The 24151-nt window shown below is 39.9% G+C and carries 26 protein-coding genes and 1 rRNA gene; 14 read left to right on the top strand and 13 right to left on the bottom strand.

Going from position 1 to position 24151, the window contains the following annotated elements:
• Positions 1–8: 8 nt before the first annotated feature.
• The 4 genes from TOL5_RS02790 to TOL5_RS02775 all read right to left on the bottom strand — a co-directional run bounded on the left by TOL5_RS02790 (position 9) and on the right by TOL5_RS02775 (position 4952).
• Positions 9–1547: ribosomal RNA gene (locus TOL5_RS02790) — 16S ribosomal RNA — on the bottom strand.
• Positions 1548–1983: 436 nt separating this feature from the next.
• Positions 1984–3069, bottom strand: a complete 1086-nt coding sequence (locus tag TOL5_RS02785; protein ID WP_058968110.1) for a DUF6670 family protein — start codon at positions 3067–3069, stop codon at positions 1984–1986.
• Positions 3070–3103: 34 nt separating this feature from the next.
• A complete protein-coding gene (gene pssA / locus TOL5_RS02780) occupies positions 3104–3931 on the bottom strand; it encodes a CDP-diacylglycerol--serine O-phosphatidyltransferase (RefSeq protein ID WP_004826732.1) in 828 nt (275 codons plus the stop codon).
• A 163-nt stretch (positions 3932–4094) separates the two neighbouring features.
• The gene (locus TOL5_RS02775) at positions 4095–4952 is read right to left on the bottom strand and encodes a 23S rRNA (adenine(2030)-N(6))-methyltransferase RlmJ (protein WP_005035691.1); all 858 of its coding nucleotides are present in this window, start codon (positions 4950–4952) and stop codon (positions 4095–4097) included.
• 115 nt (positions 4953–5067) lie between these two features.
• Between TOL5_RS02775 and TOL5_RS02770 the strand changes: the two genes are divergently transcribed.
• Entirely contained in the window at positions 5068–5670 is a 603-nt protein-coding gene (locus TOL5_RS02770) for a 2OG-Fe(II) oxygenase (protein WP_058968113.1), read from the top strand.
• A gap of 187 nt (positions 5671–5857) precedes the next feature.
• On the top strand, positions 5858–6385 hold the full coding sequence (locus TOL5_RS02765; protein WP_004826727.1) for a hypothetical protein: 528 nt from the start codon (positions 5858–5860) through the stop codon (positions 6383–6385).
• 103 nt (positions 6386–6488) lie between these two features.
• Here the strand turns inward: TOL5_RS02765 and TOL5_RS02760 are convergent, their stop codons facing one another.
• From TOL5_RS02760 to TOL5_RS02745, 4 genes are all read right to left on the bottom strand, one after another.
• A complete protein-coding gene (locus tag TOL5_RS02760; protein ID WP_009586096.1) occupies positions 6489–6746 on the bottom strand; it encodes a DUF2789 family protein in 258 nt (85 codons plus the stop codon).
• Between the two features lie 235 nt (positions 6747–6981).
• Positions 6982–7968, bottom strand: coding sequence for a malate dehydrogenase (locus TOL5_RS02755; protein ID WP_004826724.1), 987 nt, complete (start codon positions 7966–7968; stop codon positions 6982–6984).
• Positions 7969–8226: 258 nt separating this feature from the next.
• A complete protein-coding gene (locus TOL5_RS02750) occupies positions 8227–8886 on the bottom strand; it encodes a ribonuclease T2 family protein (protein ID WP_009586073.1) in 660 nt (219 codons plus the stop codon).
• A gap of 37 nt (positions 8887–8923) precedes the next feature.
• Positions 8924–10897, bottom strand: coding sequence for a lytic transglycosylase domain-containing protein (locus TOL5_RS02745; protein ID WP_009586130.1), 1974 nt, complete (start codon positions 10895–10897; stop codon positions 8924–8926).
• A gap of 286 nt (positions 10898–11183) precedes the next feature.
• Here TOL5_RS02745 and miaB point away from each other — a divergent pair, with 286 nt between their 5' ends.
• From miaB to ybeY, 3 genes are read left to right on the top strand one after another with little or no spacing between them, the layout of a single operon-like run.
• Entirely contained in the window at positions 11184–12638 is a 1455-nt protein-coding gene (gene miaB / locus TOL5_RS02740; RefSeq protein WP_121775443.1) for a tRNA (N6-isopentenyl adenosine(37)-C2)-methylthiotransferase MiaB, read from the top strand.
• A 38-nt stretch (positions 12639–12676) separates the two neighbouring features.
• Positions 12677–13786, top strand: coding sequence for a PhoH family protein (locus tag TOL5_RS02735; RefSeq protein ID WP_121775442.1), 1110 nt, complete (start codon positions 12677–12679; stop codon positions 13784–13786).
• 9 nt (positions 13787–13795) lie between these two features.
• Positions 13796–14281, top strand: coding sequence for an rRNA maturation RNase YbeY (gene ybeY / locus TOL5_RS02730; RefSeq protein ID WP_121775441.1), 486 nt, complete (start codon positions 13796–13798; stop codon positions 14279–14281).
• A gap of 312 nt (positions 14282–14593) precedes the next feature.
• On the opposite strand, the gene TOL5_RS02725 is transcribed toward ybeY, so the two are convergent.
• Positions 14594–15445, bottom strand: a complete 852-nt coding sequence (locus tag TOL5_RS02725) for a PHP domain-containing protein (RefSeq protein ID WP_004826709.1) — start codon at positions 15443–15445, stop codon at positions 14594–14596.
• A gap of 44 nt (positions 15446–15489) precedes the next feature.
• On the opposite strand from TOL5_RS02725, the gene TOL5_RS02720 reads away from it, so the two are divergent.
• The 4 genes from TOL5_RS02720 (at position 15490) to mnmC (ending at position 19159) form a co-directional block, all read left to right on the top strand.
• Positions 15490–16104, top strand: coding sequence for an inner membrane-spanning protein YciB (locus TOL5_RS02720; RefSeq protein WP_004826707.1), 615 nt, complete (start codon positions 15490–15492; stop codon positions 16102–16104).
• A 27-nt stretch (positions 16105–16131) separates the two neighbouring features.
• A complete protein-coding gene (locus tag TOL5_RS02715) occupies positions 16132–16434 on the top strand; it encodes a YciI family protein (protein WP_004826704.1) in 303 nt (100 codons plus the stop codon).
• Between the two features lie 4 nt (positions 16435–16438).
• Complete coding sequence (locus TOL5_RS02710; RefSeq protein ID WP_121775440.1) at positions 16439–16963, top strand: hypothetical protein; 525 nt, start codon at positions 16439–16441, stop codon at positions 16961–16963.
• Between the two features lie 285 nt (positions 16964–17248).
• Entirely contained in the window at positions 17249–19159 is a 1911-nt protein-coding gene (mnmC, locus tag TOL5_RS02705; protein ID WP_121775439.1) for an FAD-dependent 5-carboxymethylaminomethyl-2-thiouridine(34) oxidoreductase MnmC, read from the top strand.
• Between the two features lie 41 nt (positions 19160–19200).
• Here the strand turns inward: mnmC and TOL5_RS02700 are convergent, their stop codons facing one another.
• Positions 19201–19515 (bottom strand): rhodanese-like domain-containing protein, encoded by a 315-nt coding sequence (locus tag TOL5_RS02700; protein ID WP_005035678.1) that lies wholly within the window; start codon positions 19513–19515, stop codon positions 19201–19203.
• Positions 19516–19606: 91 nt separating this feature from the next.
• Here TOL5_RS02700 and TOL5_RS02695 point away from each other — a divergent pair, with 91 nt between their 5' ends.
• From TOL5_RS02695 to TOL5_RS02685, 3 genes are all read left to right on the top strand, one after another.
• Complete coding sequence (locus TOL5_RS02695; RefSeq protein WP_004826694.1) at positions 19607–20095, top strand: YajQ family cyclic di-GMP-binding protein; 489 nt, start codon at positions 19607–19609, stop codon at positions 20093–20095.
• Between the two features lie 28 nt (positions 20096–20123).
• Positions 20124–20627, top strand: a complete 504-nt coding sequence (locus TOL5_RS02690) for a DUF4442 domain-containing protein (protein WP_009586131.1) — start codon at positions 20124–20126, stop codon at positions 20625–20627.
• Between the two features lie 138 nt (positions 20628–20765).
• A complete protein-coding gene (locus TOL5_RS02685; protein WP_121775438.1) occupies positions 20766–21281 on the top strand; it encodes a nuclear transport factor 2 family protein in 516 nt (171 codons plus the stop codon).
• Positions 21282–21352: 71 nt separating this feature from the next.
• On the opposite strand, the gene TOL5_RS02680 is transcribed toward TOL5_RS02685, so the two are convergent.
• The 3 genes from TOL5_RS02680 to TOL5_RS02670 all read right to left on the bottom strand — a co-directional run bounded on the left by TOL5_RS02680 (position 21353) and on the right by TOL5_RS02670 (position 23124).
• A complete protein-coding gene (locus tag TOL5_RS02680; protein WP_227561569.1) occupies positions 21353–21721 on the bottom strand; it encodes an acyl-CoA thioesterase in 369 nt (122 codons plus the stop codon).
• A 74-nt stretch (positions 21722–21795) separates the two neighbouring features.
• The gene (trxC, locus tag TOL5_RS02675) at positions 21796–22227 is read right to left on the bottom strand and encodes a thioredoxin TrxC (protein WP_004826686.1); all 432 of its coding nucleotides are present in this window, start codon (positions 22225–22227) and stop codon (positions 21796–21798) included.
• Positions 22228–23124, bottom strand: a complete 897-nt coding sequence (locus tag TOL5_RS02670) for an alpha/beta hydrolase (RefSeq protein WP_004826684.1) — start codon at positions 23122–23124, stop codon at positions 22228–22230.
• A 126-nt stretch (positions 23125–23250) separates the two neighbouring features.
• On the opposite strand from TOL5_RS02670, the gene TOL5_RS02665 reads away from it, so the two are divergent.
• Together TOL5_RS02665 and TOL5_RS02660 are read left to right on the top strand one after the other, a co-directional pair.
• Positions 23251–23589, top strand: a complete 339-nt coding sequence (locus TOL5_RS02665; protein WP_004826681.1) for a TIGR01244 family sulfur transferase — start codon at positions 23251–23253, stop codon at positions 23587–23589.
• Positions 23590–23785: 196 nt separating this feature from the next.
• A complete protein-coding gene (locus TOL5_RS02660; RefSeq protein WP_227544123.1) occupies positions 23786–24040 on the top strand; it encodes a hypothetical protein in 255 nt (84 codons plus the stop codon).
• Positions 24041–24151: the final 111 nt, after the last annotated feature.

Raw genomic sequence — 24151 nt, 5'->3', positions numbered from 1 at the left:
TCTTTCGTTAAGGAGGTGATCCAGCCGCAGGTTCCCCTACGGCTACCTTGTTACGACTTCACCCCAGTCATCGGCCACACCGTGGTAAGCGTCCTCCTTACGGTTAGACTACCTACTTCTGGTGCAACAAACTCCCATGGTGTGACGGGCGGTGTGTACAAGGCCCGGGAACGTATTCACCGCGGCATTCTGATCCGCGATTACTAGCGATTCCGACTTCATGGAGTCGAGTTGCAGACTCCAATCCGGACTACGATCGGCTTTTTGAGATTAGCATCCTATCGCTAGGTAGCAACCCTTTGTACCGACCATTGTAGCACGTGTGTAGCCCTGGTCGTAAGGGCCATGATGACTTGACGTCGTCCCCGCCTTCCTCCAGTTTGTCACTGGCAGTATCCTTAAAGTTCCCATCCGAAATGCTGGCAAGTAAGGAAAAGGGTTGCGCTCGTTGCGGGACTTAACCCAACATCTCACGACACGAGCTGACGACAGCCATGCAGCACCTGTATGTAAGTTCCCGAAGGCACCAATCCATCTCTGGAAAGTTCTTACTATGTCAAGACCAGGTAAGGTTCTTCGCGTTGCATCGAATTAAACCACATGCTCCACCGCTTGTGCGGGCCCCCGTCAATTCATTTGAGTTTTAGTCTTGCGACCGTACTCCCCAGGCGGTCTACTTATCGCGTTAGCTGCGCCACTAAAGTCTCAAAGACCCCAACGGCTAGTAGACATCGTTTACGGCATGGACTACCAGGGTATCTAATCCTGTTTGCTCCCCATGCTTTCGTACCTCAGCGTCAGTATTAGGCCAGATGGCTGCCTTCGCCATCGGTATTCCTCCAGATCTCTACGCATTTCACCGCTACACCTGGAATTCTACCATCCTCTCCCATACTCTAGCTTCCCAGTATCGAATGCAATTCCCAAGTTAAGCTCGGGGATTTCACATCCGACTTAAAAAGCCGCCTACGCACGCTTTACGCCCAGTAAATCCGATTAACGCTCGCACCCTCTGTATTACCGCGGCTGCTGGCACAGAGTTAGCCGGTGCTTATTCTGCGAGTAACGTCCACTCATCTTGGGTATTAACCAAAAGAGCCTCCTCCTCGCTTAAAGTGCTTTACAACCATAAGGCCTTCTTCACACACGCGGCATGGCTGGATCAGGGTTCCCCCCATTGTCCAATATTCCCCACTGCTGCCTCCCGTAGGAGTCTGGGCCGTGTCTCAGTCCCAGTGTGGCGGATCATCCTCTCAGACCCGCTACAGATCGTCGCCTTGGTAGGCCTTTACCCCACCAACTAGCTAATCCGACTTAGGCTCATCTATTAACGCAAGGTCACAAGTGATCCCCTGCTTTCCCCCGTAGGGCGTATGCGGTATTAGCATCCCTTTCGAGATGTTGTCCCCCATTAATAGGCAGATTCCTAAGTATTACTCACCCGTCCGCCGCTAGGTCAATTACCGAAGCAACTTCCCCCGCTCGACTTGCATGTGTTAAGCCTGCCGCCAGCGTTCAATCTGAGCCATGATCAAACTCTTCAGTTAAAATCATTAGTGACTTAAGGTCACAATTCTGGCTCATCAATTTCTGACAAATTCTCTCAAATAAACTTCGAGTAATTTAAACCAATCAATCAATGATAATATTTCGATCAATCAATCAGTAAAAATCCACACAAGTTGTTCTTCATATTCTCTTAATGATCTTCTTCATGCTTCGTCAGCATCAAGCTAGGTCGGCTATATTACTCTCTATCTCTAGAAAGTCAACTGTGATTTCAAATTATTTTTTAAACTTCCTTTCTAAAACCCAACTTAATCAATTCAACCAAGTCATTGTTTTATCAGAAGTTTTAATCTTCATCACCGCCGATGGATGTGCATTCTACAGCATTCCTAACCTAACACAACCCCCTTTTTTAATCTTTCTGTTCGGATGGATGTTTTTTCCTCAAATTCACCCTTTTTTTTGCTTTTTTATCTATTTTTTAAGCATTATGAGCGCAGGTTGGCTCGATTTACTGGATAATTTATTTTCTTTATCGATTTCTTGCCACTTTAAAGGGCGACAATCAATATATTCACAATAACCACTTTCGCCTTGGTAGCGTTGCTCATTGATTTGCAGTTGATAACTAAAACTACCGACATAACCTGCCGCTAAACCAAATTTATAATCACCCCGACTTTGAGCTTGGATACTGATAGAAATTTTTTCATCTTGGTATTGCCACTCAAACTCTCTGGGCAAATACATTTCTTGTTGGTTAACCGTTTTGACTTTAGGGAAAACACGCTGAATATTAAATACAACTTGTCGATCAAACATTTTGGCTTCAAGTGTTTGGATATTTCGCATATAGATACGAGAATGCAAGGTATTATTCATTTGGTCACAACTATAAACACAAATGATTTGTAACTCATCACTCAATTGAATGAGTTGATAAGTGTAGAGCGCATAAGGAAGATATGGAAAATTCACCATACGCATATATTCAAAAGCCGCGTATTGTTGAATATCATATTTTTGATCTTTGTATTGGATACAACCTTCACAGTGCGCAACCAAAGACCAATTCTCAGCAAAACCAAATTTCAAATGAATAAAATGCGAAACCAAAGGCAAAGTCGTAATCTTTAAATCAAAACTTAATTCGCTATCCCACCTTCGCATTACAAAATTTGGAATTTTTCCAAAAACCTGTTCTTTTTGACCAAACTCAAATTTTACTTTGGATTGATCATCCATCTGAAACTGACAATCATTCTGAATCGAATAGCCATTGAGTTGTCCCACCATATGGGCACTTGTACTGCCCAATACAGTGGCAGTATCTAAAGCAGTGGTCGAGATTTCATTTTGATTGCAGAAAACAGCGTTATTCGGTTGTCCGATCAAACTATAGAAATTGAGATAATGTAATGGAGCCGGTAAGTTAGCCAAAACCAACTTTTGATGCGCAATTTTGTATTTATCTTTGGGAGGATGATAGCAAAGTTCAGTGGGCGTTTGAGCTTGATTCAGTTGTTTAGACTGATCTAAGAAATCTTGAAACAACCGCATATCAAGCTCCTTACCATAGGTTTTATTTTATATCTTATTCAACCGTATTCTTTCTTGCCAAGAATGTTGTTACAAAACCAGAAATAGCATAGATAATTGAAATCACCAATATGCCTACAGGAATATTATAAGTCATTGCTGCAAGGATAAATACAGCGATTGGCAATACAAAGAATGGGACTCGCTTACGATCCACTGTTTTAAATGAATAGTATTTAATATTGGAAATCATCAACAAACCAACGGCAATAATGACAAACGCATTGGTTGCCTGAATAGCACCATCTTTAAGATTAAAAATATAACTGAAATCTTGTCCAACCCAAACCCATGCGATAATAATGATTGCAGCCAAAGGACTCGCAACACCGATAAAATAACGTTTATCGACCACACCAATTTGTACGTTAAAACGTGCTAAACGGAATGCAGCACAAGCTGTATAAACAAAACAGGCAGCTAAACCAATTCTACCTAAATCATGCATACTCCAGCTATACATTAAGATAGCAGGTGCAACCCCAAACGCCAGCAAGTCTGAAAGTGAATCGAATTGCTCACCAAAGGCACTCTGTGCACCAATTGCGCGTGCCACTCGACCATCCAAACCATCAAATAATGCTGCAAGGAAAATGGCATAAATCGCTTGAGTAAAATCACCATTCATACTGGCAATAATGGAATAAAAGCCTGATAACAACGCTGAAGTTGTAATCAGGTTAGGCCACAAATAGATCCCGCGACGTTTTACTTTTTGCCCTTCATGCGTATGCTCTTCCTCTTCAACCTCAAAAGTAATGCCATCAAATCCAAGGTCTTGGTTTGAAGAGTTTGGGCTTTCTGGTTTATTTATATTTGTCATTTTCGAATCCTATCTATGGCTCTTATTTTGGAGCTGTTGATATCTCACCTAAGATTTTATCACATTCATTTCTAAGTGAAATTGATACGAATTACTCAAACTATTTGGTCATAATTTGTAATTCGCATCATTATTCACCTTTCTAGCTATTGCCAGAAATGAATTATTCGCCCACCAACCAACGCACAGCAGCATGCCCACCATTTTCACTCATGCGCAAATGTGGGAATAACCATTGCAATGCTTCATCCGCATCTTCAGAAAATTTCCATGGTGGATTGATGACCAACAAACCACAACCATTTAATCCAACTGGCGTATCGTCAGGCCATACACAAACTTCACAAATCAACTGACGGCGAATCCCTGTTTTAATCATTTTCTTTTCAAAACGTTCAATCATGGCACGGTCTTTGATCGGATACCAAATTGCGAATACACCTGTAGACCATTTTTTATATGCAGCAGCGATTAATTCAACCAATTGCGGAAAGTCTTTACGTTCTAACTCATAAGGTGGATCAATCATCACCAAACCACGTTTTTCTTTTGGTGGAATTACCCCTAAAAGCCCTTCGTATGCATCACGTTCATGCAAGCCTGCACGTTTGTCGCGGATATTAAAATACAATTGCTGAAACACATCACGCTGCATTTCAAAGATTGTTGCCTTGTCTATATCTCGCATTGCTTCAAGTGCAAACCAAGGTGAGCCTGGATAAGCACCTTTTCCAGAACCTGCACGCATATCTTCAACCACTTTGAGGTATTGTTTTACCCCTTCTGGTGCATTGCGTTTAATTGAATCATCAAGCTTAACGAGACGATGAATGCCCGTTAAGAATTCACCTGATTTTTGCGCTTCAGATGTAGATAAATCGTATTTGCCCGCACCACCATGTGTATCTATATAACGATAGGGTTTGTCTTTAGCATTGAGACGTGTCAATAGTTGGAGCAATAACACATGTTTCATGACATCGGCAAAGTTGCCTGCATGGAAATGGTGACGGTAATTCATGTTTCGATTAATTCCTGAGTTCAATGGTTATTTTAACACGAAAAAATATTTCTTCACTGTCCATCGTTTGTTCTAATATAGCAACAGCCCCTCAAACACTAATTTTTGGTTATTTATGGAAGCACTTTCCCTCCCAAAGTCATGGAATGTTGATCAAATTCTTGATGATTTAGATCAACATGGATTTACTGTTATTGACCATGCCTACCCGGCTGAATATGTACAACAATTGATGCAAGAGTGTACCGAAAATTTAAACCGTTTCCGTGATGCGGCAATTCAAAATGGTGTAATCAGCAAGATTCGCAGTGATCATATTTTATGGATCAATAAAGATTTAGAAATTGCTCAACAGCATATCCAAGCGTTGCAACAGCTCGTTCAAATTTTCAATGCAACATTTTACTTGGGAATCAAAGAAATCGAAGCTCATTTTGCTTGCTATAACGCAGGCGAGTTTTATGCCTTGCATCGAGATAATCCTCAAGGCAAAAATGGTCGTATGATTTCCACAGTGTATTATTTACATAATGAATGGCAGGATAACTGGGGAGGTAAATTGCATTTACAAGACAAAAATAATGTATGGCATACTTTAGAACCCAAACCCAATCGAATCGCCTTATTCCAAAGCGACTTATTGCATGAAGTTCTTGAAGCTAAACATCAACGGCTTTCAATTACAGCATGGCTCAGAAGCGATACCCCTATCCTATAAGTGCTTTAACGAAAAGATCAGCCATATTGCAAATTCTTGTAGTTATAAAACTTTTAGGATTATTGAATAGCTTTGACCATTTTGGTCTTGAGTATTTAAATATGCAACGCTCCATCTCAAAGTAATCGGCTTTAAATTATTGAAATAAACCTCATAATAGAGTGTAGAAATTAAGAGGATTCAGCATATGTTTGATAATACAAAACAAATCATCTCGCGTATTGGTGAAACTGATCAATTGTATTTGTCAGGCAATACACCTGAACTTGCACTTGAACGTGGTGATCTACGTTTACAGTTAGTCACGCAAAGTCATTCAAAACAGGAACAGATACACTTTTTACAAGAAGCGATTGTATTGCTTGAAACTGCGCGTCTGGAATACGAAGAAATGCCGATGTCATTGTATATACAGCTTTCTTTGCATTTAGCCAAAGCCTATATGATTTACTTTGAACTGACTAAAGAATCGCGTTATGCCCTGATCACACAGCAAATCTTGAAACCGATGACTCAACATGAGCATGCGGATATTTACTTTATGTTGGCTTATGCTTCTGTAAGCAAGCATGATTTTGCTTTGACTCGTCATTGGTTAAATAAATATATCAAAACTGCAGATTTTGATTTAACACTACTTCGACAACATCATGCTTTTCAACCTGTTCGAAGTGAACCTTGGTTCAGCCAAATGATCCAAAGTAAATTACACTAAGCATTTGGTGTAAAGTCACCATGACATAAACTGGCAACCCTTAAAAAAGAAAAGATGGCTAGTGTAGCCATCTTTTTTGTTGCGCTTGGGAAAAGTGAAAGCGTTAAGCTGTTTGTAATTTATAAGCATCTAAATGGAGTTGTTGGTTTAACTCGTCAATCCAAATTGCCCAATCATCATCTTGCACCAAATGACTGATTAATAAATCACGCTGAGATCTATTCCAAAATGATGCTTCATGTAGAGACACATTTGCAGGTAGCTGGTGGGTTCGTACATAAAGTTCAATCGCTGCTGGACTATTGGCTAAACCCAGTTGGGAAAACAGTAACTCTAAGGATGGTTTGTTCGTCCTGAGCATATCGCCCTCCTTATATAAGTTTATTTGTCATTAGATATACAATTAACTTATAAGAAAGGTCATACAAAAGATAGTTGTATTTCTGGTTTTCTTGTTTCAATTTGTGATTAAAATTCAAACAAAGCTTGCTTCAACAGACAGTGTTTCATTGTATTGTGTTCAATTTCACCAATAAAAAAGCACTCTATGTCGAGTGCTTTTTCAAAACTAATCTTAAATAGATTAAATTTTTTAATTATTTAAGCATATCTGCAATTGCAGCACGCTCTTCTTCAAGTTCTTGAAGTGTTTTATCCATACGTTCACGGCTGAATGCGTCAATTTCTAAGCCTTCAACACGTTTGTATTCGCCATTTTCACAAGTTACTGGAACACCGTAGATTACGCCTTCAGGAATACCATAAGAACCGTCTGAAGGAATACCCATCGTTACCCATTCGCCATTTGTGCCGAGTGCCCAATCACGCATATGGTCGATTGCAGCATTTGCAGCAGAAGCAGCAGAAGAAAGACCACGTGCTTCGATGATCGCAGCACCACGTTTACCAACAGTTGGAAGGAATACGTTTGCGTTCCAATCAGCATCGTTGATTTTGTCTTTTAGGTTTTCGCCATTTGCAGTTGCAAAACGGTAGTCAGCATACATTGTTGGAGAGTGGTTACCCCAAACTGTAAGGTTTTTGATGTCAGCTACAGCAACACCAGCTTTTTGAGCAATTTGAGTTAACGCACGGTTGTGGTCAAGACGTAACATTGCAGTAAAGTTTTTCGCTGGAAGGTCTGGAGCAGATTTCATTGCGATATAAGCATTTGTATTTGCAGGGTTACCTACAACAAGTACTTTTACGTCACGGCTTGCTACTTCGTTAAGCGCTTGACCTTGACCAATGAAGATTTCACCGTTCACTTTCAACAAGTCAGCACGTTCCATACCAGGACCGCGTGGACGTGAACCAACCAATAACGCGTAGTCAGCATCTTTAAATGCAACTTTTGGATCATCAGTACCGATCATGCCAGCCAATAATGGGAAAGCACAGTCATCTAATTCCATCATTACGCCTTTAAGCGCAGCTTGAGCTTTCTCAAATGGAACTTCTAACAATTGCAAAATAACGGGTTGGTCTTTACCAAGCATTTCACCGCTAGCGATACGGAATAATAAGCTGTAACCGATTTGACCAGCTGCGCCAGTAACGGCAACGCGAACAGGTTGCTTCATGTAATTATCTCCAATGAGGATCGTTAATGTGATTAAACGGTTAAATCCGTTTTAATCGAATTATCATAAACGGCAAAGATTGTACTCCAATCCTTTGACACTTGCATGTAAAAGAGAATGAATTTCAACAAAAGTATGATAGGAAATATAAATAAAATAGCTCAAAAAGAATGGGTTCTAACGACAATTCAGCTCTATTTGTGAATATATCTGCTTTTTAGGGATGACCAGACACAAAATCTAAAATACCAACAGTGGCTAATATGTACCCTTGATTGAGAATGTATTTGGACAATTTGAAACAATATGATTCGAGCATTGCTTATACTGCCCATTGACCCGATAACACACTTGAACTTCAGTTAATACTGGATTTGATGATGAACTTTGACAAGTGAAGCGAATACTATCGTTGTTCATTCCTGGGTTTAATCTTACAAATTGTGTTTTTAAAGCATTGTGCTGAACGTTTTTATTTTCTGAACTGGTCAAATCTGCTGGAATTTTAAGTCGATCAGCCAAATTGATAACTGTTCTAAAATACTGACTGGCATTCATCGGGACACATCCCCCCACACTCCGCCAAAGTTGAATGCGGGCATTTTCCTCTGGCATCACTCGAGCTACGACCTTTGCCTGCAAAGGCGTTAAGCTTGCAGATGAATTGGTGGTGCAATTTCTCTCAGTTGTTTCGGGCAATAAACCTGAAATCGTTAATGAATATCCTTCTAAACATTTGCGTTGTTTTTGTTTAGATGAGTCCAAGGCACAAACCGCTGGCGTCAATTGCACCTGCATCACATAACCTTGTAATTGCGGTGCTGCATGTAACGGCACATTGACCAAAAAAAAACCCGCACAGCATACAGTCAATGCCGTGCAAAACTTCTTTAATTTACGCAAAATATTGAAAATCATTGATTTACCAACAAAGTTTCATCCAAATTTAAAGCGATTATTGTGATACACGAGTTGGAATCACAGGCATACGACTTTCAATGGCTTGAGGTCCTTGTCCTAATAAAATTCCATAATGCGCAGCATTGGTCATCACATTTTTTACATAGTCACGAGTCTCATTCAAAGGAATGGACTCTGTATACTGATCTGCTGAAAGATTTTGATAATCAGGTTGCCAACGTTTAGCACGGTTTGGTCCTGCGTTATAACCTGCTGTTGCCAAAACTGGATTACTGCTTAATTGCCCATGAATCATTGACAAATAGAAAGTACCATAACGAATATTGGTATTGGCATCACTGAGTGCAGCAGGATTATATGTTTCACCCATCTGTCTCGCCACCAATTTTGCCGTGCCTGGCATGATTTGCATCAAACCGCCCGCACCCACATGTGAACGAGCAGCGGTGACAAAACGACTTTCTTGGCGCATTAAACCATATGCCCAAGCAGGGTCAATCCCAGCATTTCGACTATGGCTAACGACTAAAGATTGATGTGGTGTCGCATAACGATAGGTATAGTTATGTTTCTTCTCTGTACGTTCTGCCGCATAAATTGCCCGATCATACCAACCCATATCAGTGGCACGTTTTGCAGCAGCAAGCAGTAATCCATCATCATGCTTCAAGTATGCCTGACGTACAGCCCAATTCCATTCTCTATTGGTATAGGTTGCTGGGGCATTGATATTACGTAAAGTAAACGCACGACGGAAATGAATATCACTATTTAAACGTTGTTGATCGTTAGTCGAGGGCTGCTCACTTGCTGGGCTATCATTATATTTTTGCCCCAAATGATCTTTGGCAAGCAAATTATGATAATCATCGCCTGACATAGCCAAACGCTGATAAATCTCACGTGCTGTTCTTTTCGATTGTGCATCACTACGTTGTTCAGACGCACGTGCTAACCAATATTGCCAACGATCTTCTTGTTTTTGCGTGACGCTCATACTGTCAATTGCACGAATCACACTTTCCCATGCACCAAATCGTATCGCTTGGCGTGCATACACCTCAGCTTCTTCAGCGCTAAAAGGCACGCCATAACTGGCATCAAAGTTTTGCAGTACTTCGCGATTAAAATTATTTTTCATGACTGTTGTGCCACCTATATAGCCCACAGTACGATAAATATATTTTTGCACATCTTCTGGCACACCCTGAACCAACTTAGGTACAGACTGCAAAGCACTGGTTAAATCTGTATCCGCTGCACGACCCAAGGCATACACTAAATAGGCATAATCTTGCACATTCGTTTTCGGTGCTGACCATAAGTAATTGAGTGGATTTGCTTGAATTTGATTTAACTGGGTCAAAGATAAATTAATACCAATTGATTGTGCTGTCGCTATAGCCAAACCAGATTGTCCTGCTCTTAATTGTGCATAAAGACGTTGTTGACGATCTTGTGTCGTCATCAGTGGACTAGACAACATCATCCGCCCCAAACCATTACAGGATTCAGGTTGAGTGTTGGTCGTCAGCCAGACATCTTTGAATTCAGCAAAAACCAAGGCATCGCCTGTTTTGGCACGAACTTGTGCAACGGCACAGCGTTCTGCTTGGTCTGGATTGGTGACATATTGCAATACAGGTTGGGCACTTGAAAAATCTGCCTGTTTGACTTTTTCTTCCACATAGTCTGCCGCTAACTTTTCAGCCATTGCCGATTGTGGGTAACGTTGCGCAAAGCTAATAATGTTGCCAGCAGGTTGAAAAGCAAGATTAGCATTCAACATCCAATATTCAGGATAGTAGCCTAAAGCATCATTTTGCATTGAAACACGGTACTGTTCTAAAGCACTCGAATTATTCGCATTACGCAAAGCATCATTAAACTGCTCTTCAGCAGCATAAGTCACTTGCAGGCTTGTGCATGCAACTGTGCCTAAAAGGTAAAGTTTTAATTTATTTTGCTTAAGTTGCTGCTTTAACACCGTTTTTCTCTCAACCTGCATGATGTGCCTTGACTTGCTGATGCACTTATTTGTGCCTAGTTTAATTATTCTAATCCATTTCTACTGTTGTGTTATGTAACCTCATGATTCATCATTAATAATCTATTCTGTTTTTCTTGATTTTTTTCATTTGTGTTCCTCACTGTTCTTAAGCTAGCAGTGATATTTAAATATTTCCCTGAATTCCATTTAAATGCTGTAAAATAGCGCGCCTTTTGCGAGTCTGTTAAAATAACAAACTCAATGCGAATTTAAAATTCCCTTTATTCATAGGATAGACCCCTCCATGACGGTTCAAACCTTCATTCCAAATGGTGCCAAAGCTGCCTCAGAAAACACTGTAACCCAGCCACAGCACACCTCAGCCGACGGTACGGTTAAAAAACTGTATATCGAAACGCAAGGGTGTCAGATGAATGAGTATGACAGTCATCGTATGGCAGATCTTTTAGGCGACTCACACGGTTATGTGCTCACAAGCGATCCAAGTGATGCAGATATTCTACTGATGAATACTTGTTCAATCCGTGAAAAAGCCCAAGAAAAAGTATTTTCGGAATTAGGACGCTGGCGCAAACTTAAAGAAAAAAATCCTGATCTTGTTATTGGTGTCGGCGGTTGTGTTGCTTCACAAGAAGGTGACAACATCCAAAAGCGTGCGCCTTATGTTGATATGGTTTTTGGTCCACAAACTTTGCATCGTTTACCGCAAATGTTAGATCAACATGTTGATCAAATTGAAAAACCTAAAAAAGATAAAATTAAGCTGGTGGATATCTCATTCCCTGACATTGAAAAGTTCGACTTTTTGCCTGAACCGCGCGTAGAAGGCTACAAAGCATTCGTTTCTATCATGGAAGGCTGTTCGAAATATTGTTCATTTTGCGTAGTTCCCTACACACGTGGTGAAGAAGTATCTCGTCCTTTGGATGATGTCTTGGCAGAAATTGCAGGTTTGGCTGAAAAAGGTGTGCGTGAGATCAGTCTATTGGGTCAAAATGTGAATGGTTATCGTGGTGAGACCTTTGAAGGCGAAATTTGCACATTCGCAAATTTATTGCGTCTTGTTGCAGAAATTCCAGGTATTGGTCGCTTACGTTATACCACCTCACATCCACTCGAATTTAATGACGATTTGATCCAATGCTATCGCGACTTACCACAAATGGTTTCACATTTGCACTTACCTGTGCAAAGTGGCTCAAATGATGTTTTACAAGCGATGAAACGTAATCACACCATTGATGTTTATATCGAAAAAATTGCCAAATTGCGCAAAGTTCGCCCAGATATGCATTTATCTTCAGATTTCATCATCGGTTTTCCGGGGGAAACAGATGCGCATTTTGAAGAGACTTACCAGTTTATCCAAGATTTAGACTTTGACCATTCTTATAGTTTTGTATATTCAAAGCGTCCAGGCACACCTGCATCTGAATTACCAGATGACACACCTGATGAAGTGAAAAAGGAACGTTTAGCCAAAGTTCAGCATTGGATTAAGCAATCCAGTATCCGTAAAACAGATGCTATGTTGGGAACTATTCAACGCGTTTTGGTTGAGAATGTTTCGAACAAAGATCCAAATTTATTGGTGGGTACAGCCGACAATACACGTTTAGTAACATTTGTAGGTGATGCCTCTTGGGTCGGACGCTTTGCAGAGATTGAGATTACGGAGATTAAGACCTTAAATTTAGTTTACGGAGAACTCTTGAATCTTGAGCCTGACGTGGCGTAATGTAAGGGTATAGACTTTACTTTTAAAAAGGATATCTCTTGACTGCAGCGATTCGACGTACAGTAGCTTTTCCAGGTATTTCAGTTGAACGTTTAAAAAGCATGCTTGGTGCTTATAACGGTCATCTGAAACAAATCGAACAACGTTTAAATGTCAGTATTTCACACCGTGGCGACAGCTTTTATATTGATGGTGAATTAGAAGCAGTGGAGCGAGTTGAAGGCTTATTGCAGCGTTTGCATGCTGAAGCTGAACTCTCTCAAGAAATCAGTGCTGATACGATCCATTTAATGATTCAAGGCAGTCAAACTGACCGCGAGTTACAAGAAGACCTTTCGGACAATGAGCACACAGGCTTAGATGAAGTCTGGTTGCAAACCCGCAAAGGTCGAATTAATCCTCGTGGTGCCAATCAAAAGCGTTATGTACAACGCATTTTACAGAGTGATATTTCTTTCGGGATCGGTCCTGCGGGTACAGGGAAAACCTATCTTGCCGTTGCTGCCGCTGTCGACATGCTCGAACGCAACGAAATTCAACGTATTCTTTTGGTTCGCCCTGCTGTTGAAGCTGGCGAAAAATTGGGCTTTTTACCCGGTGACTTGAGTCAAAAGATCGACCCGTATTTACGTCCACTCTATGATGCACTCTATGAGATGCTTGGCTTTGAAAAAGTTGCAAAACTTATCGAACGCCAAGTCATTGAAGTCGCACCACTTGCCTATATGCGTGGTCGAACATTAAACCACTCATTCGTGATTTTAGATGAAGCTCAGAACACCACGCCAGAACAGATGAAAATGTTCTTAACGCGACTAGGTTTTGGTTCTCGTGCAGTCATCACAGGTGATATTACACAGGTCGATTTACCACGAGGACAACAGTCTGGTCTGGCACATGCCTTACGAATCATCGAAAAAATCAAGGAAATTCATATCACACGTTTCCATTCTCGGGATGTGGTTCGTCATCAGCTGGTACAGAAAATCGTCGAAGCTTATGAAGGATGGGACAGTGAACAATATCGTTTAAGTGCTGAAGCACGTGCTGAACGTAAAGCACGTCAGGAAGCCTTAATTGCTGAAAATGATTCTGCGGCAGATGCTCAACACCTTGATGCAACTGCTTCAAATCAGGAAAATGTTTAAGGACTGTTTTTGAAACTTAGCTTATCGTTACAACAATCGTTTGAAGCACCAACTCTGGTGCTCAAACGTGCCTATTTAAAGAAAGTCATTGAAACCACTTTACGTCATATCGAAGTTGATCAAGATTGTGAAATTGGAATCGCTTGCGTAGATAATGAAGAAAGCCATCAATTAAACTTTGAATATCGTGAAAAAGACAAACCCACCAATGTGTTGTCTTTTCCAAGTGACATTCCTGAAGAAGTGCTACCACTTTTGGATGCGTTACCTTTAGGTGATTTAGTCATTTGTATCCCGGTAGTGTTGCAAGAAGCCATTGAACAGCAAAAAACGCCGATTGAACATTTTACCCATATGTTGGTTCATGGAACACTGCACTTGATGGGTTATGATCATGAAACTTCAGATCAAGATGCCGAAGAAATGGAAGCATTAGAAATCGAAATATTAAACAAACTTGGTTTCGAAAACCCATATACTGTAAAAGAAGATTAATCTTCCGATCAAACTGAAATCCTTCTGAAAAGAAGGATTTTTTATTTCATTAATACAGTATCCATGCACATCATTACCACGCGCCATTTGCACACATAGCCATACCTTAAAATCACCAAATATAAATCAACCTAAGCATATAGTTTGGTATTTTTCATCATAGATGGTCGTACTTACATATGACATGTGGATGCCTTCCAATGCATGGAAGACTCAAAAGATATGAATTGTAGCGCTCACACAGCATCAGTAAATCCCAAGCACCAGCGACACAAAATATTTTAGACTGCACGTTTAAGACTTCAAAAAATATTATCGAAAACTTTCCCAAATTCCAATTTGCCCTTCTTTCACGTGTGGAATATTGCCCAGTTTAATCCAGGGCATATTATCTCCATGAAAATCACTGCCTACTGAAACTTTTAATGCATGTTCAGCAATCATTCGATCAACCATTTGGCGTGTTGAAGCGGTTTCAATCGCAGGAGGTAACTCAATAGCATCGCCCCCGTGTTGAGCAAATAATTCAATCAAATATCGAATATTGGTTGCTGATAAATCATAGCGTGTAGGATGTGCCAATACCGCAAAGCCCTGACTTTCATGAATCACCTGTATGGTTTCTGCCAAACCTAAACCATCAAACTTCACATAGGCTTTTTTGCCCTCTTTGATGTATTTATCAAATGCTTGCTGTGCGCGCTGTACAATGCCCTTTTCAACCAATGTTTTCGCAATATGCGTTCGTGTAATTCGATCCGGCTCACCATCTACTTTTGCCACAACATCGGCATAAATATCTTGGTGAATCAAAGGAATCAACAACTCACAAATTTCCTTTGCTCGTTCCGCACGAATTTTTTTCTGTGCTGTTAAAAGCCGTTGTAAAGGTTCAGGATTTTGCATATTGAGTGCAACGATATGTACGCCATAACTCTTTTTTGTGGCGGGTCTAGACCACTGACTCGAGATTTCTACACCTGAAATGATTTGAATTGGTTGATTTTTTGCAAATTGTTCAGCTTGTATTAAGCCATCCATGCTATCGTGGTCCGTCAATGCAAGCGTATGTATGCCTTTCTCGATGGCAGCTTCGACCAGTAATGCTGGTGTTAAAGTTCCATCAGAAATATTACTGTGAGTATGTAAATCTATGCCTTGCATCTTTTATACTATCCCATCAACCTGAACAGACTAGATACTTTAACATGAAAGCACTTTTAGACTTTGTGCCCCTCATAATTTTCTTTTATTTATACAAAACGGTTGATCCCAAAGATGTTGATCATCCCTTACTACAGTTGATCGGCTCAGCAGGTGGTGTAAATAACAATAACATTCTTGTTGCAACAACAGGTTTGATTATTTCAATGCTTGTTGTCTATGGTGCTTTATTCATTTCACAAAAATTCCGTCTGGATAAACAACAATGGTTTGTTTTATTTATGACTGTGATTTTTGGTGGAATCACTTTAATGTTAAGTGATGACTTCTATATTCGCTTAAAAGCTGCAATTCTGAATTTAGTTTTTGCAGGCGCTTTCTTGCTTTCTCCTTATTTTGGTAAAGATAAAAAACCACTCATTCAACGACTATTTGGTCCGGTTTTAGACCTGACTGAAAAAGGTTGGAAAAATTTAAACTTTGCTTGGGCAGCGATGTTCATTGTGATGTCAGGTTTACATGTTTTCTTTGCTTTTTTATTTGCAGGCGGCAAATATTGGGGAGAATTTACAGCATTTGGTGACATGATTGTGATGTTTTCCTTTATCATTATCCAGTTTGTTATATTACGAAAACACTTCAAGTCAGGCGACGAATAAAGTGTTTTAGAAAAATCGAGAAATATCATGCCATTATTTGTAATTACCTGTACTGATCAAGAAGGTACAGTAGAAAAACGTCTTGCTGTACGTCCACAGCATTTGGCTCGACTAGAAAAATTAGATGCTGAAGGTCGTGTTATTGTGGCTGGAGCAATGCCCGTTGATCGTGAAAATCCCCAAGCAGGTTTTTATGGCAGTACGATGATTCTTGATTTTGAAAGTCGTGAGGCATTAGATGAATGGCTGAAAGACGAACCTTTCCTTAAAGAAGGAATTTATCGTCATATCGATGTTAAGCCATTCAATAAAGCATTACCTAAGGGATAACAAAATGCGCGTTATCGTTCAAAGCTTACTTCGTCTGACTTTAAGTTCTACGATACTTCTATCTCCTATGTTATGGGCAGAGCCAACACAGGCACTCACAGCTCAAACAACGACAGCAGCGCCTTCCGCTCAGGCGAACCCAACTGTCGCGCCACCAAAACCCAATATCATTCCTGCAGTTGCTGGTGCAAATGCGACAGTCCAAACTCAGGCACAGGCACAAGAAAATAAACCTTTGACTGCTGAACAAATTGTCAAGGAAAAAGCGTCTCAAGATGCCAAAGTCAAAGCTTTAGTTAAAGATCAAGCAACTCGGTTGCAACAGCTTGAAAAAGCCAATTTAGAAGCCTTGGCACAGAACCAAGAATTACAATTGAAAAATGATAATCTTGGGGTGCAGGTTCAAGTCCTACAAAGTGAACAAAGCGCACAAATGTTTTTATATGGTGCAGCTACCATTGCCGTGGGTGTATTACTTGGCTTTTTAATCGCAAGCTATATCTATACCAAACGCCGTCGTCAGTGGTAAACCACGATCAAGACCGCATTCATCCAGATACTCTAATGCCCTCCACGTATAAAAGTTGTTTTCGACATTTTTATGCCTGCAGGGCATTCTTATTGAAATATGTTTTAGAACAGCTAGACTACATTTAAATGCGATTTACCTACTGGAAAAAGTTGTAAATAGTATCTAGCGTCAAATCAAGTGTTGTAAATCTCCATGATCTGTTGGCATCATAATGCTCTATCGTTTTGAATATGAATAATTTCAAGCGTTCTCCACATCTCAATCATTAAAAGGTAATTCACGTTGTCAAATGCCATTCAAACTGCCGACTTAGACTGGCAATGTGTTGATGGAATTGAAGTTCCAATTTCAAAACAATTTGGTGATGTCTATTTTTCAAAAGACAATGGACTACTAGAAACACGACATGTTTTTTTGAATGGCAATGACCTTGAAACCAGACTGGGGGCTTTGCGTGATTTTGAGTATTTTTGTGTAGGTGAGACAGGTTTTGGTACAGGGCTCAATATTCTCGCCTTATGGCAACTTTGGCAACAGGTTCGTCCCGATAATCATAGCCACTTGCACGTCATCAGCGTCGAAAAGTTCCCACTGTCTAAGCAAGATTTAATCCGTGCTTTAGCAGTCTGGTCTGAGCTAAAAGGTTTTTCACAACAACTGATTAAACAGTACCCCTTACCAATTGCAGGATGCCATCGTTTAAACTTTCCTGAAGCCCGATTTTCAATTGATCTTTGGTTAGGTGATGCACATGATGTCTTTCCCCTTATTGCAAAAACCCACCCCGTCAATGCATGGTTTTTAGATGGTTTTGCGCCTTCATGCAATCCCGACATGTGGGAAGCCAATATTTTAAACAATCTCATCAGACTTTCTGACATAGGAACAACATTTGCCTCATTCAGTGTAGCAGGCGTGCTTAAGCGCGGTTTAACACAACACGGTATCACCATTTCACGTCCACGTGGTTTTGGACATAAACGCGAGATGTTAAAAGCGATTTGGAATGCGCCTGAGACCATTGCAGAACAAAGCAAAGAACTACAACTACACAATCATCGCAACTCAACAGATCATTTTGATCAACGTCAAATTGCGATTATTGGCGCAGGAATTGCGGGTTTAAGTTGTGCATGGGGTTTGGCTCAACGTGGACATCAAGTTACGATTTACGAGCAATCTGCCCCATTATCAGGTGCATCTGGTAATCCCTTGGCATTGCTCAATCCAAAACTCAGCCCGATTGAGCAGAGTTCAGAACATTTAATGACTTTAGCTTGGCAATATGCGCTTAATCATTATCAAAATTTTAGTGCCTTTCGTCCGATTGCCGTTCAGCAACTGGCACAAAAAAATCCGGATGAATTGCTTCACTTAGCGAGTGAATATCCTCAAGATTTACTTAAAGCACAAACAGCAGAACAACTCGATCTGCACACTCAATACAAAAGTTTGCAGTTGACTCAAGCAGGTTCAGTCTATCCGCAACAACTCAAAGATCAAATTCTTGAACATCCGTTGATTCAATTAAAACATGCCAAAATCGAAAATATTACTCAAACAAATGTTCAGCGACTGACCTTATTCGATCATCAGCATAGCCCTCTGGGCGACTTTGATCATGTGATTGTTTGCTGTGCCAAAGACAGCCAACATTTTTTTGAAAACTTTCCCATACTTAAACCCATTCGTGGGCAAGTGAGTTGGCTCAACAACAGTCAACACAAACTCAATCCCAAACATGCTTATAGCTACGGCGGTTATTGCATGCAACTTGATGATCAACAGTTGATCTTAGGCGCTTCTTTTTATCCTAATCGAGATGATAGTGAAGTATTAGCGGAAGACCATGTGCATAACTATGATCTTATCCACAGTGTATTTCCACAATATGCAGAAAGGCTCGCACCTGTTGCAGAATGGCATGGTCGTGCATCCGTACGTGCGCAGAGTTTGGATTATTTCCCATTGCTCGGAAAAGTTGAGAAAGACAAAGAAATTTATACTTTTTCAGGACTAGGTTCTAAAGGTTTTTTATTTGCACCATTGTGTAGTGAAGTTTTGATTGCAATGATTTTAAATGAAGCTTGCCCTGTGCCAGAAGCGCTTTTGAGAAAATTGGATGTCAAACGTTTCAATAAAAAACTAAAACCAAAGAAACCATACTTCAAGCCAAATCATGTTGATCGTTAATCACATCTACTGACAATAAAAAAGCGCCTTTCGGCGCTTTTTTACGAACCTTGTTCTAATGGTAAGCCTGCATCACGTGCAGCACGAGTACCGCCCATAAGCACGACATAATCGCGAGAACCATCTAAACTTTCTAATTTTTCAGCAGCACGAGGTGCCTTACTTCCACCACCACATAAGATGTAGATGGACTGATCCGAATTCACTTGAGTCAAGCTCTCTGCACTTAGGCTATCGATGGGCTGATTTACAGCACCTTTCACATGACCTTCAGCAAAGGCTTTTGCGTCACGAACATCCCAGATAATGGCATCTTCTGGGAACTCAAATGTTGTAATTTCTAATTTACGGATCATTGTGCACTCCTTTGATGTAAACAACACTTGGCAAATGAAGAAAACATCCCTAGCATCTCAGATATTCTTTCTATTTGTAAAGGTCTAAACTATGCCATCTTTCGATATTGTTTCAGAATTAGAGATTTTTGAAGTCAATCATGCGGTTCAAAACACCCAAAAAGAAATTGCTACACGCTTCGACTTCCGTGGTCAGGATGTTTCTATCGAGATCAACGAAAAAGCCAAAGAGATTAAAATCTCAACTGAAAGCGATTTCCAATGTGAACAGGTTTATAGCATGCTTGAAAATCATTTCTTTAAACGTAAAGTTGATATCCAAGCACTTGATCCTCAAAAAATGACGGCTTCAGGTAAGAATGTTATTCAAGTGATCAAACTCAAAGATGGACTTGACTCAGATACCGCAAAAAAAATTAATAAAGCCATTAAAGAAAGCGGCGTCAAAGTGCAATCTTCTATCCAAGGTGACAAGATTCGTGTAACGGATAAAAAGCGCGATACATTACAGCAAGTTATGGCGTTTTTAAAAGAACAACAGTTCGGTGTACCTTTACAATTTAACAACTTCAAAGACTAAAGTCTTTAATAGCCCTATAGGTTAAGACATGACTCAGACCAATCGTTTATCTAAACTTGTAAAAGCGACTTCTAAATTCCCTAAAGGCATTCGTAGTACGCTCTGGAGTAAAGCCTTTGGTCGAGTTGTCCCTATGGTGGGTACAGCCAATATTAAATACCTCGAGGTCAGCTCTTCAAAAGTGGTGGTGGAGATTAAAAACCATCGCGCTATGCAAAATCATATTGGTCAATTACACGCTGTTGCGATGGCATTAATTGCAGAAACAGCCACAGGTTTTGTGACAGGAATGAATGTTCCTGATAGCTCAATTGTATTGATCAAAAGTATGCATATTGACTACAAACGCCCATCTAAGGGTGACATGACAGCAACAGCTACCCTTAGCCCTGAACAAATTTTAGAAATGCAGACGTCTGAAAAGGGTGAAACCCTAGTTCCAGTTACGATTATGGATGAATCAGGCAAAGAACCTGTAGAATGCCAAATGGTTTGGGCATGGGTATCTAAAGATCGCCTAAAAAATAAATAAATGTAAATAAAACTTACTTTTAAGTAAGTATAAAAATTACTAAAGTCCCCATAATGAATGACGATTGGTCACTATATTCATCAATATTTATTCATCAAGATGATGTTAAAACATCATCTTGAAATATTGAGAATAATCATGAAATCCAATATCCCACGTAAATTAATTGTATTGACGCTCATGCTGAGTCCTGTTTTATTTTTAACAGCATGTGCCCAAAATCAAATCAACTCTAACCTCACTAACAACAGCACAAAAGTCGTGGCGGCAAACCAGCTTGCACAACAGAACAAAGCGCTTGTGACTGATTTTTATGAGGGTGTATTTCAGAAACACCAAGTCAAAACTTATGCTGATCGCTATATTGGTGAACAGTATATTCAACACAACCCACGTGTTCCTGATGGCAAAGCACCATTTGTGAACTACTTTACCCAATATTTTCAAGACAATCCGGAAGCAAAAAGTGTGATTAAACGTGCTGTCGCTGAAGGAAATTTAGTATTTCTACATGTTCATTCCACAATGAATCCACAAGATCGAGGTGTTGCGATCATCGACATTTTTAGAGTTGAAAATGGCAAGATTGTTGAACACTGGGATGTACGACAATCCGTTCCTGAGACGAGTGCCAATCAAAACACCATGTTCTGAAACAGTAGATCTGTACTGTTCGAGCCCATAAAAAATCCCAAACGATGTTGGGATTTTTTAGTTTGAAACCATCACACTGTTTGTGATGCAAGATGCTTTTGTTTGATATCCTCAGGAATTTGTCGTTTATTCCCTGTAACGTCTACAGCAACAAAAGTGAATACACCTGCTGTTACACGCTTGGCAGCACGTGAACTGTCGTGACTGTCCCACACTTCAATCTGCATTTGAATGGAGGTATTCCCCACTTTTAAAATTTTGGTATAACAACTAATCACATCACCCACTTTCACTGGAACAAGGAAAGTCATTTGATTAATCGAAATAGTTGCACAACGCCCTTTACTAAAACGTTCTGCATGAATAGCGCCAGCCAAGTCCATTTGTGAAACAATCCAACCACCAAAAACATCACCACTCCAGTTTGTATCCGCTGGCATTGCAATGGTTTGTAAAGACAGTGTACCTTCAGGTTTTACATGAGAATCTGACACAATAACTCCGAGCCCGTGAATTACTTAAGGGCATTCAATTGTTGATCTAACCATTCTTGTAATTGGTTAGCCCGTAACGCACCGCTAATTCTAGCAACTTCTGTGGTTTTATTCATTAAAACCAAGGTTGGTATGCTACGAATATTAAATGCACTACTCAAACGAGGGTTGGCTTCTGTATCAATTTTGGCAAAAACCACATTGGGATTACTGCCCGCCACTTGGGCAAAATGGGGTGCCATCATTTTGCATGGACCACACCATTCTGCCCATAAATCAATCAGGATAGGTAAGTCACTGTGACTCACAAAATTACTAAAATTCTGTTCATTTAATTCAATTGGAGCAAGTGGTATAAGATTTTGATGGCATTGCCCACAACTCGGCTGCGCATTCAGCTTGTCTTCAGGAACACGGTTTTTTGCGCCACATGATGGACATACGATAATCATCTAGCTCACTCCTATATGTTGGTGTAAAAAGTCTAATTGGGTCAAAATTGCTTTTTCCAACCATTTCCCGTGATAAATATCAAAATGCGCCATATCCCACTCATGATATTGTACAAAAGGTGCTATGTTCGTCGCCGTTTCTCGACTGGATTCTATTGGGATAAAACTATCTTTTTTAGAAGCAATAAATAACACAGGAACATTAATACTTCTTACTGTCTGAATTGGTCTAAAACGAATTAAATTAAAGAAAACTCGTGCGGGAACTTCACCACTCCAAAAATAATCGGGATGTACAATCGACATATAACCGTTGTAGCTATCTTTGGTTGGAATGAAGCAAAGGTCATAGGGATGCACGACAGGTAAGGTTCGCGGAAGCATCCCAACTTTTGCCCCCATATAATCTTGACTGGATATTTTTAAAGCTTTAGGAAGCTGCTGAATCGGGAATGATTTTGCCGTTTCTGCCCCATCTACATAAGGTACCTGTACCATGATCCCTTGAACATTTTTAAGTTCACTGGCAAGGCTCAATACATAACCACCACTGAGCGATGTTCCCCATAACACCATTTTCTTAGAATTTATTTTCTTTTGTGTTGCCACATAATTAACGACCGTTTTCCAATCTTCCATCTGATTTTGTAAAGAAATCAGTTCACGGGGAAAGCCAGTACTCCCTCCCCAGAAACGATAGTCAAAGAGCACAACTGCATAACCAGCTTGCGCAAATTTTTGTGCATACGCAATCAGTCTAAATTGTCTAAGACAAGCAAAGCCATGTGCCATAATGATTACAGCTGGTTTCTTTAAGTTTTTAGGACGATAAAAATCTGCGGCTATAACTTCTTGCCCGATCGGGACATACAGTGGTTCAACTGTATATGCGTACATACACACTCCATTGCGTTATCTTTTATAGATATTTCTTTTATAAATCTTTTGTAGTCCAAACTCAGTTCTGAGCTTAATGCTATTATATATAGCATATTTGATTTTAAATAATATAGGAGTGACGAAATGAGTGAAAATGTTGGTTTCGCAGGTCAAATAGGTCCAGAACATATTGCTCAAGTTGCAGAGAAAGGGTTTAAGTCTGTCATCAATAACCGCCCTGATTTAGAGGGTGGTTCAGAACAGCCTACCAGCGCACAGATCGAAGAAGCAGCACGTGCTGCTGGGTTAGATTATGTATTTTTACCTGTTGTTGCAGGACAAATTACAGAAGTCGATGTCAGAACGTTTGCGAATCGTTTTAATGAGCTTCCAAAGCCGGTCCTTATGTTCTGTCGCACAGGCAATCGTTCAAATAATCTTTACCAAATTGCCAAACAAATGGACTTATTAGACGACGAATAAAGATTGTTTCATTGAAACAAATATCATCGAGAAGCATTATTTCTTGATTGATTTTAGAATATGAACAATCGCCAAAGAGCCATTTCAGCCTATTGGAATGGCTTAAGTTTAAAATTTTGATAAAAAATAAAATTTAAGAATTTCACATAAGATGTCGTATGTTAATTGTATAGAAAATAAATAATTGGTGAACAAAATGTCATTTGTACTACCTGTGTGGGTTGATGAAGGCGCGATTGAGGTTCTCTGGTATAGCCCTTTTGACAATATGGAAATTATTATTTCATGGTGGGAAGATCAAGAAAGTATTGATATATATAAATATAAAACAGATCTCCAAGCTGCTAAAGCGATTTTATCCAATGGAATAATAATAAAAGTTACAACGCATAAAGAATCTGATTTCTTCTACAAAATACATGCAGAAAAAAAAAGTCATTCTTATGCTTGATAACGATTACACATCGTATTTATCCTTTGAAGGAAAGAAATATTTTCATAAAGGAAAGCTTAATTTTTCTCCTACTCCACCCAGCATTTAAGCGAATACAAAAAACTTAAC

Source organism: Acinetobacter sp. Tol 5, from assembly GCF_019702905.1.
GTDB classification, from domain to species: domain Bacteria; phylum Pseudomonadota; class Gammaproteobacteria; order Pseudomonadales; family Moraxellaceae; genus Acinetobacter; species Acinetobacter bereziniae.
This window is presented reverse-complemented; position numbering and strand designations above follow the sequence as displayed.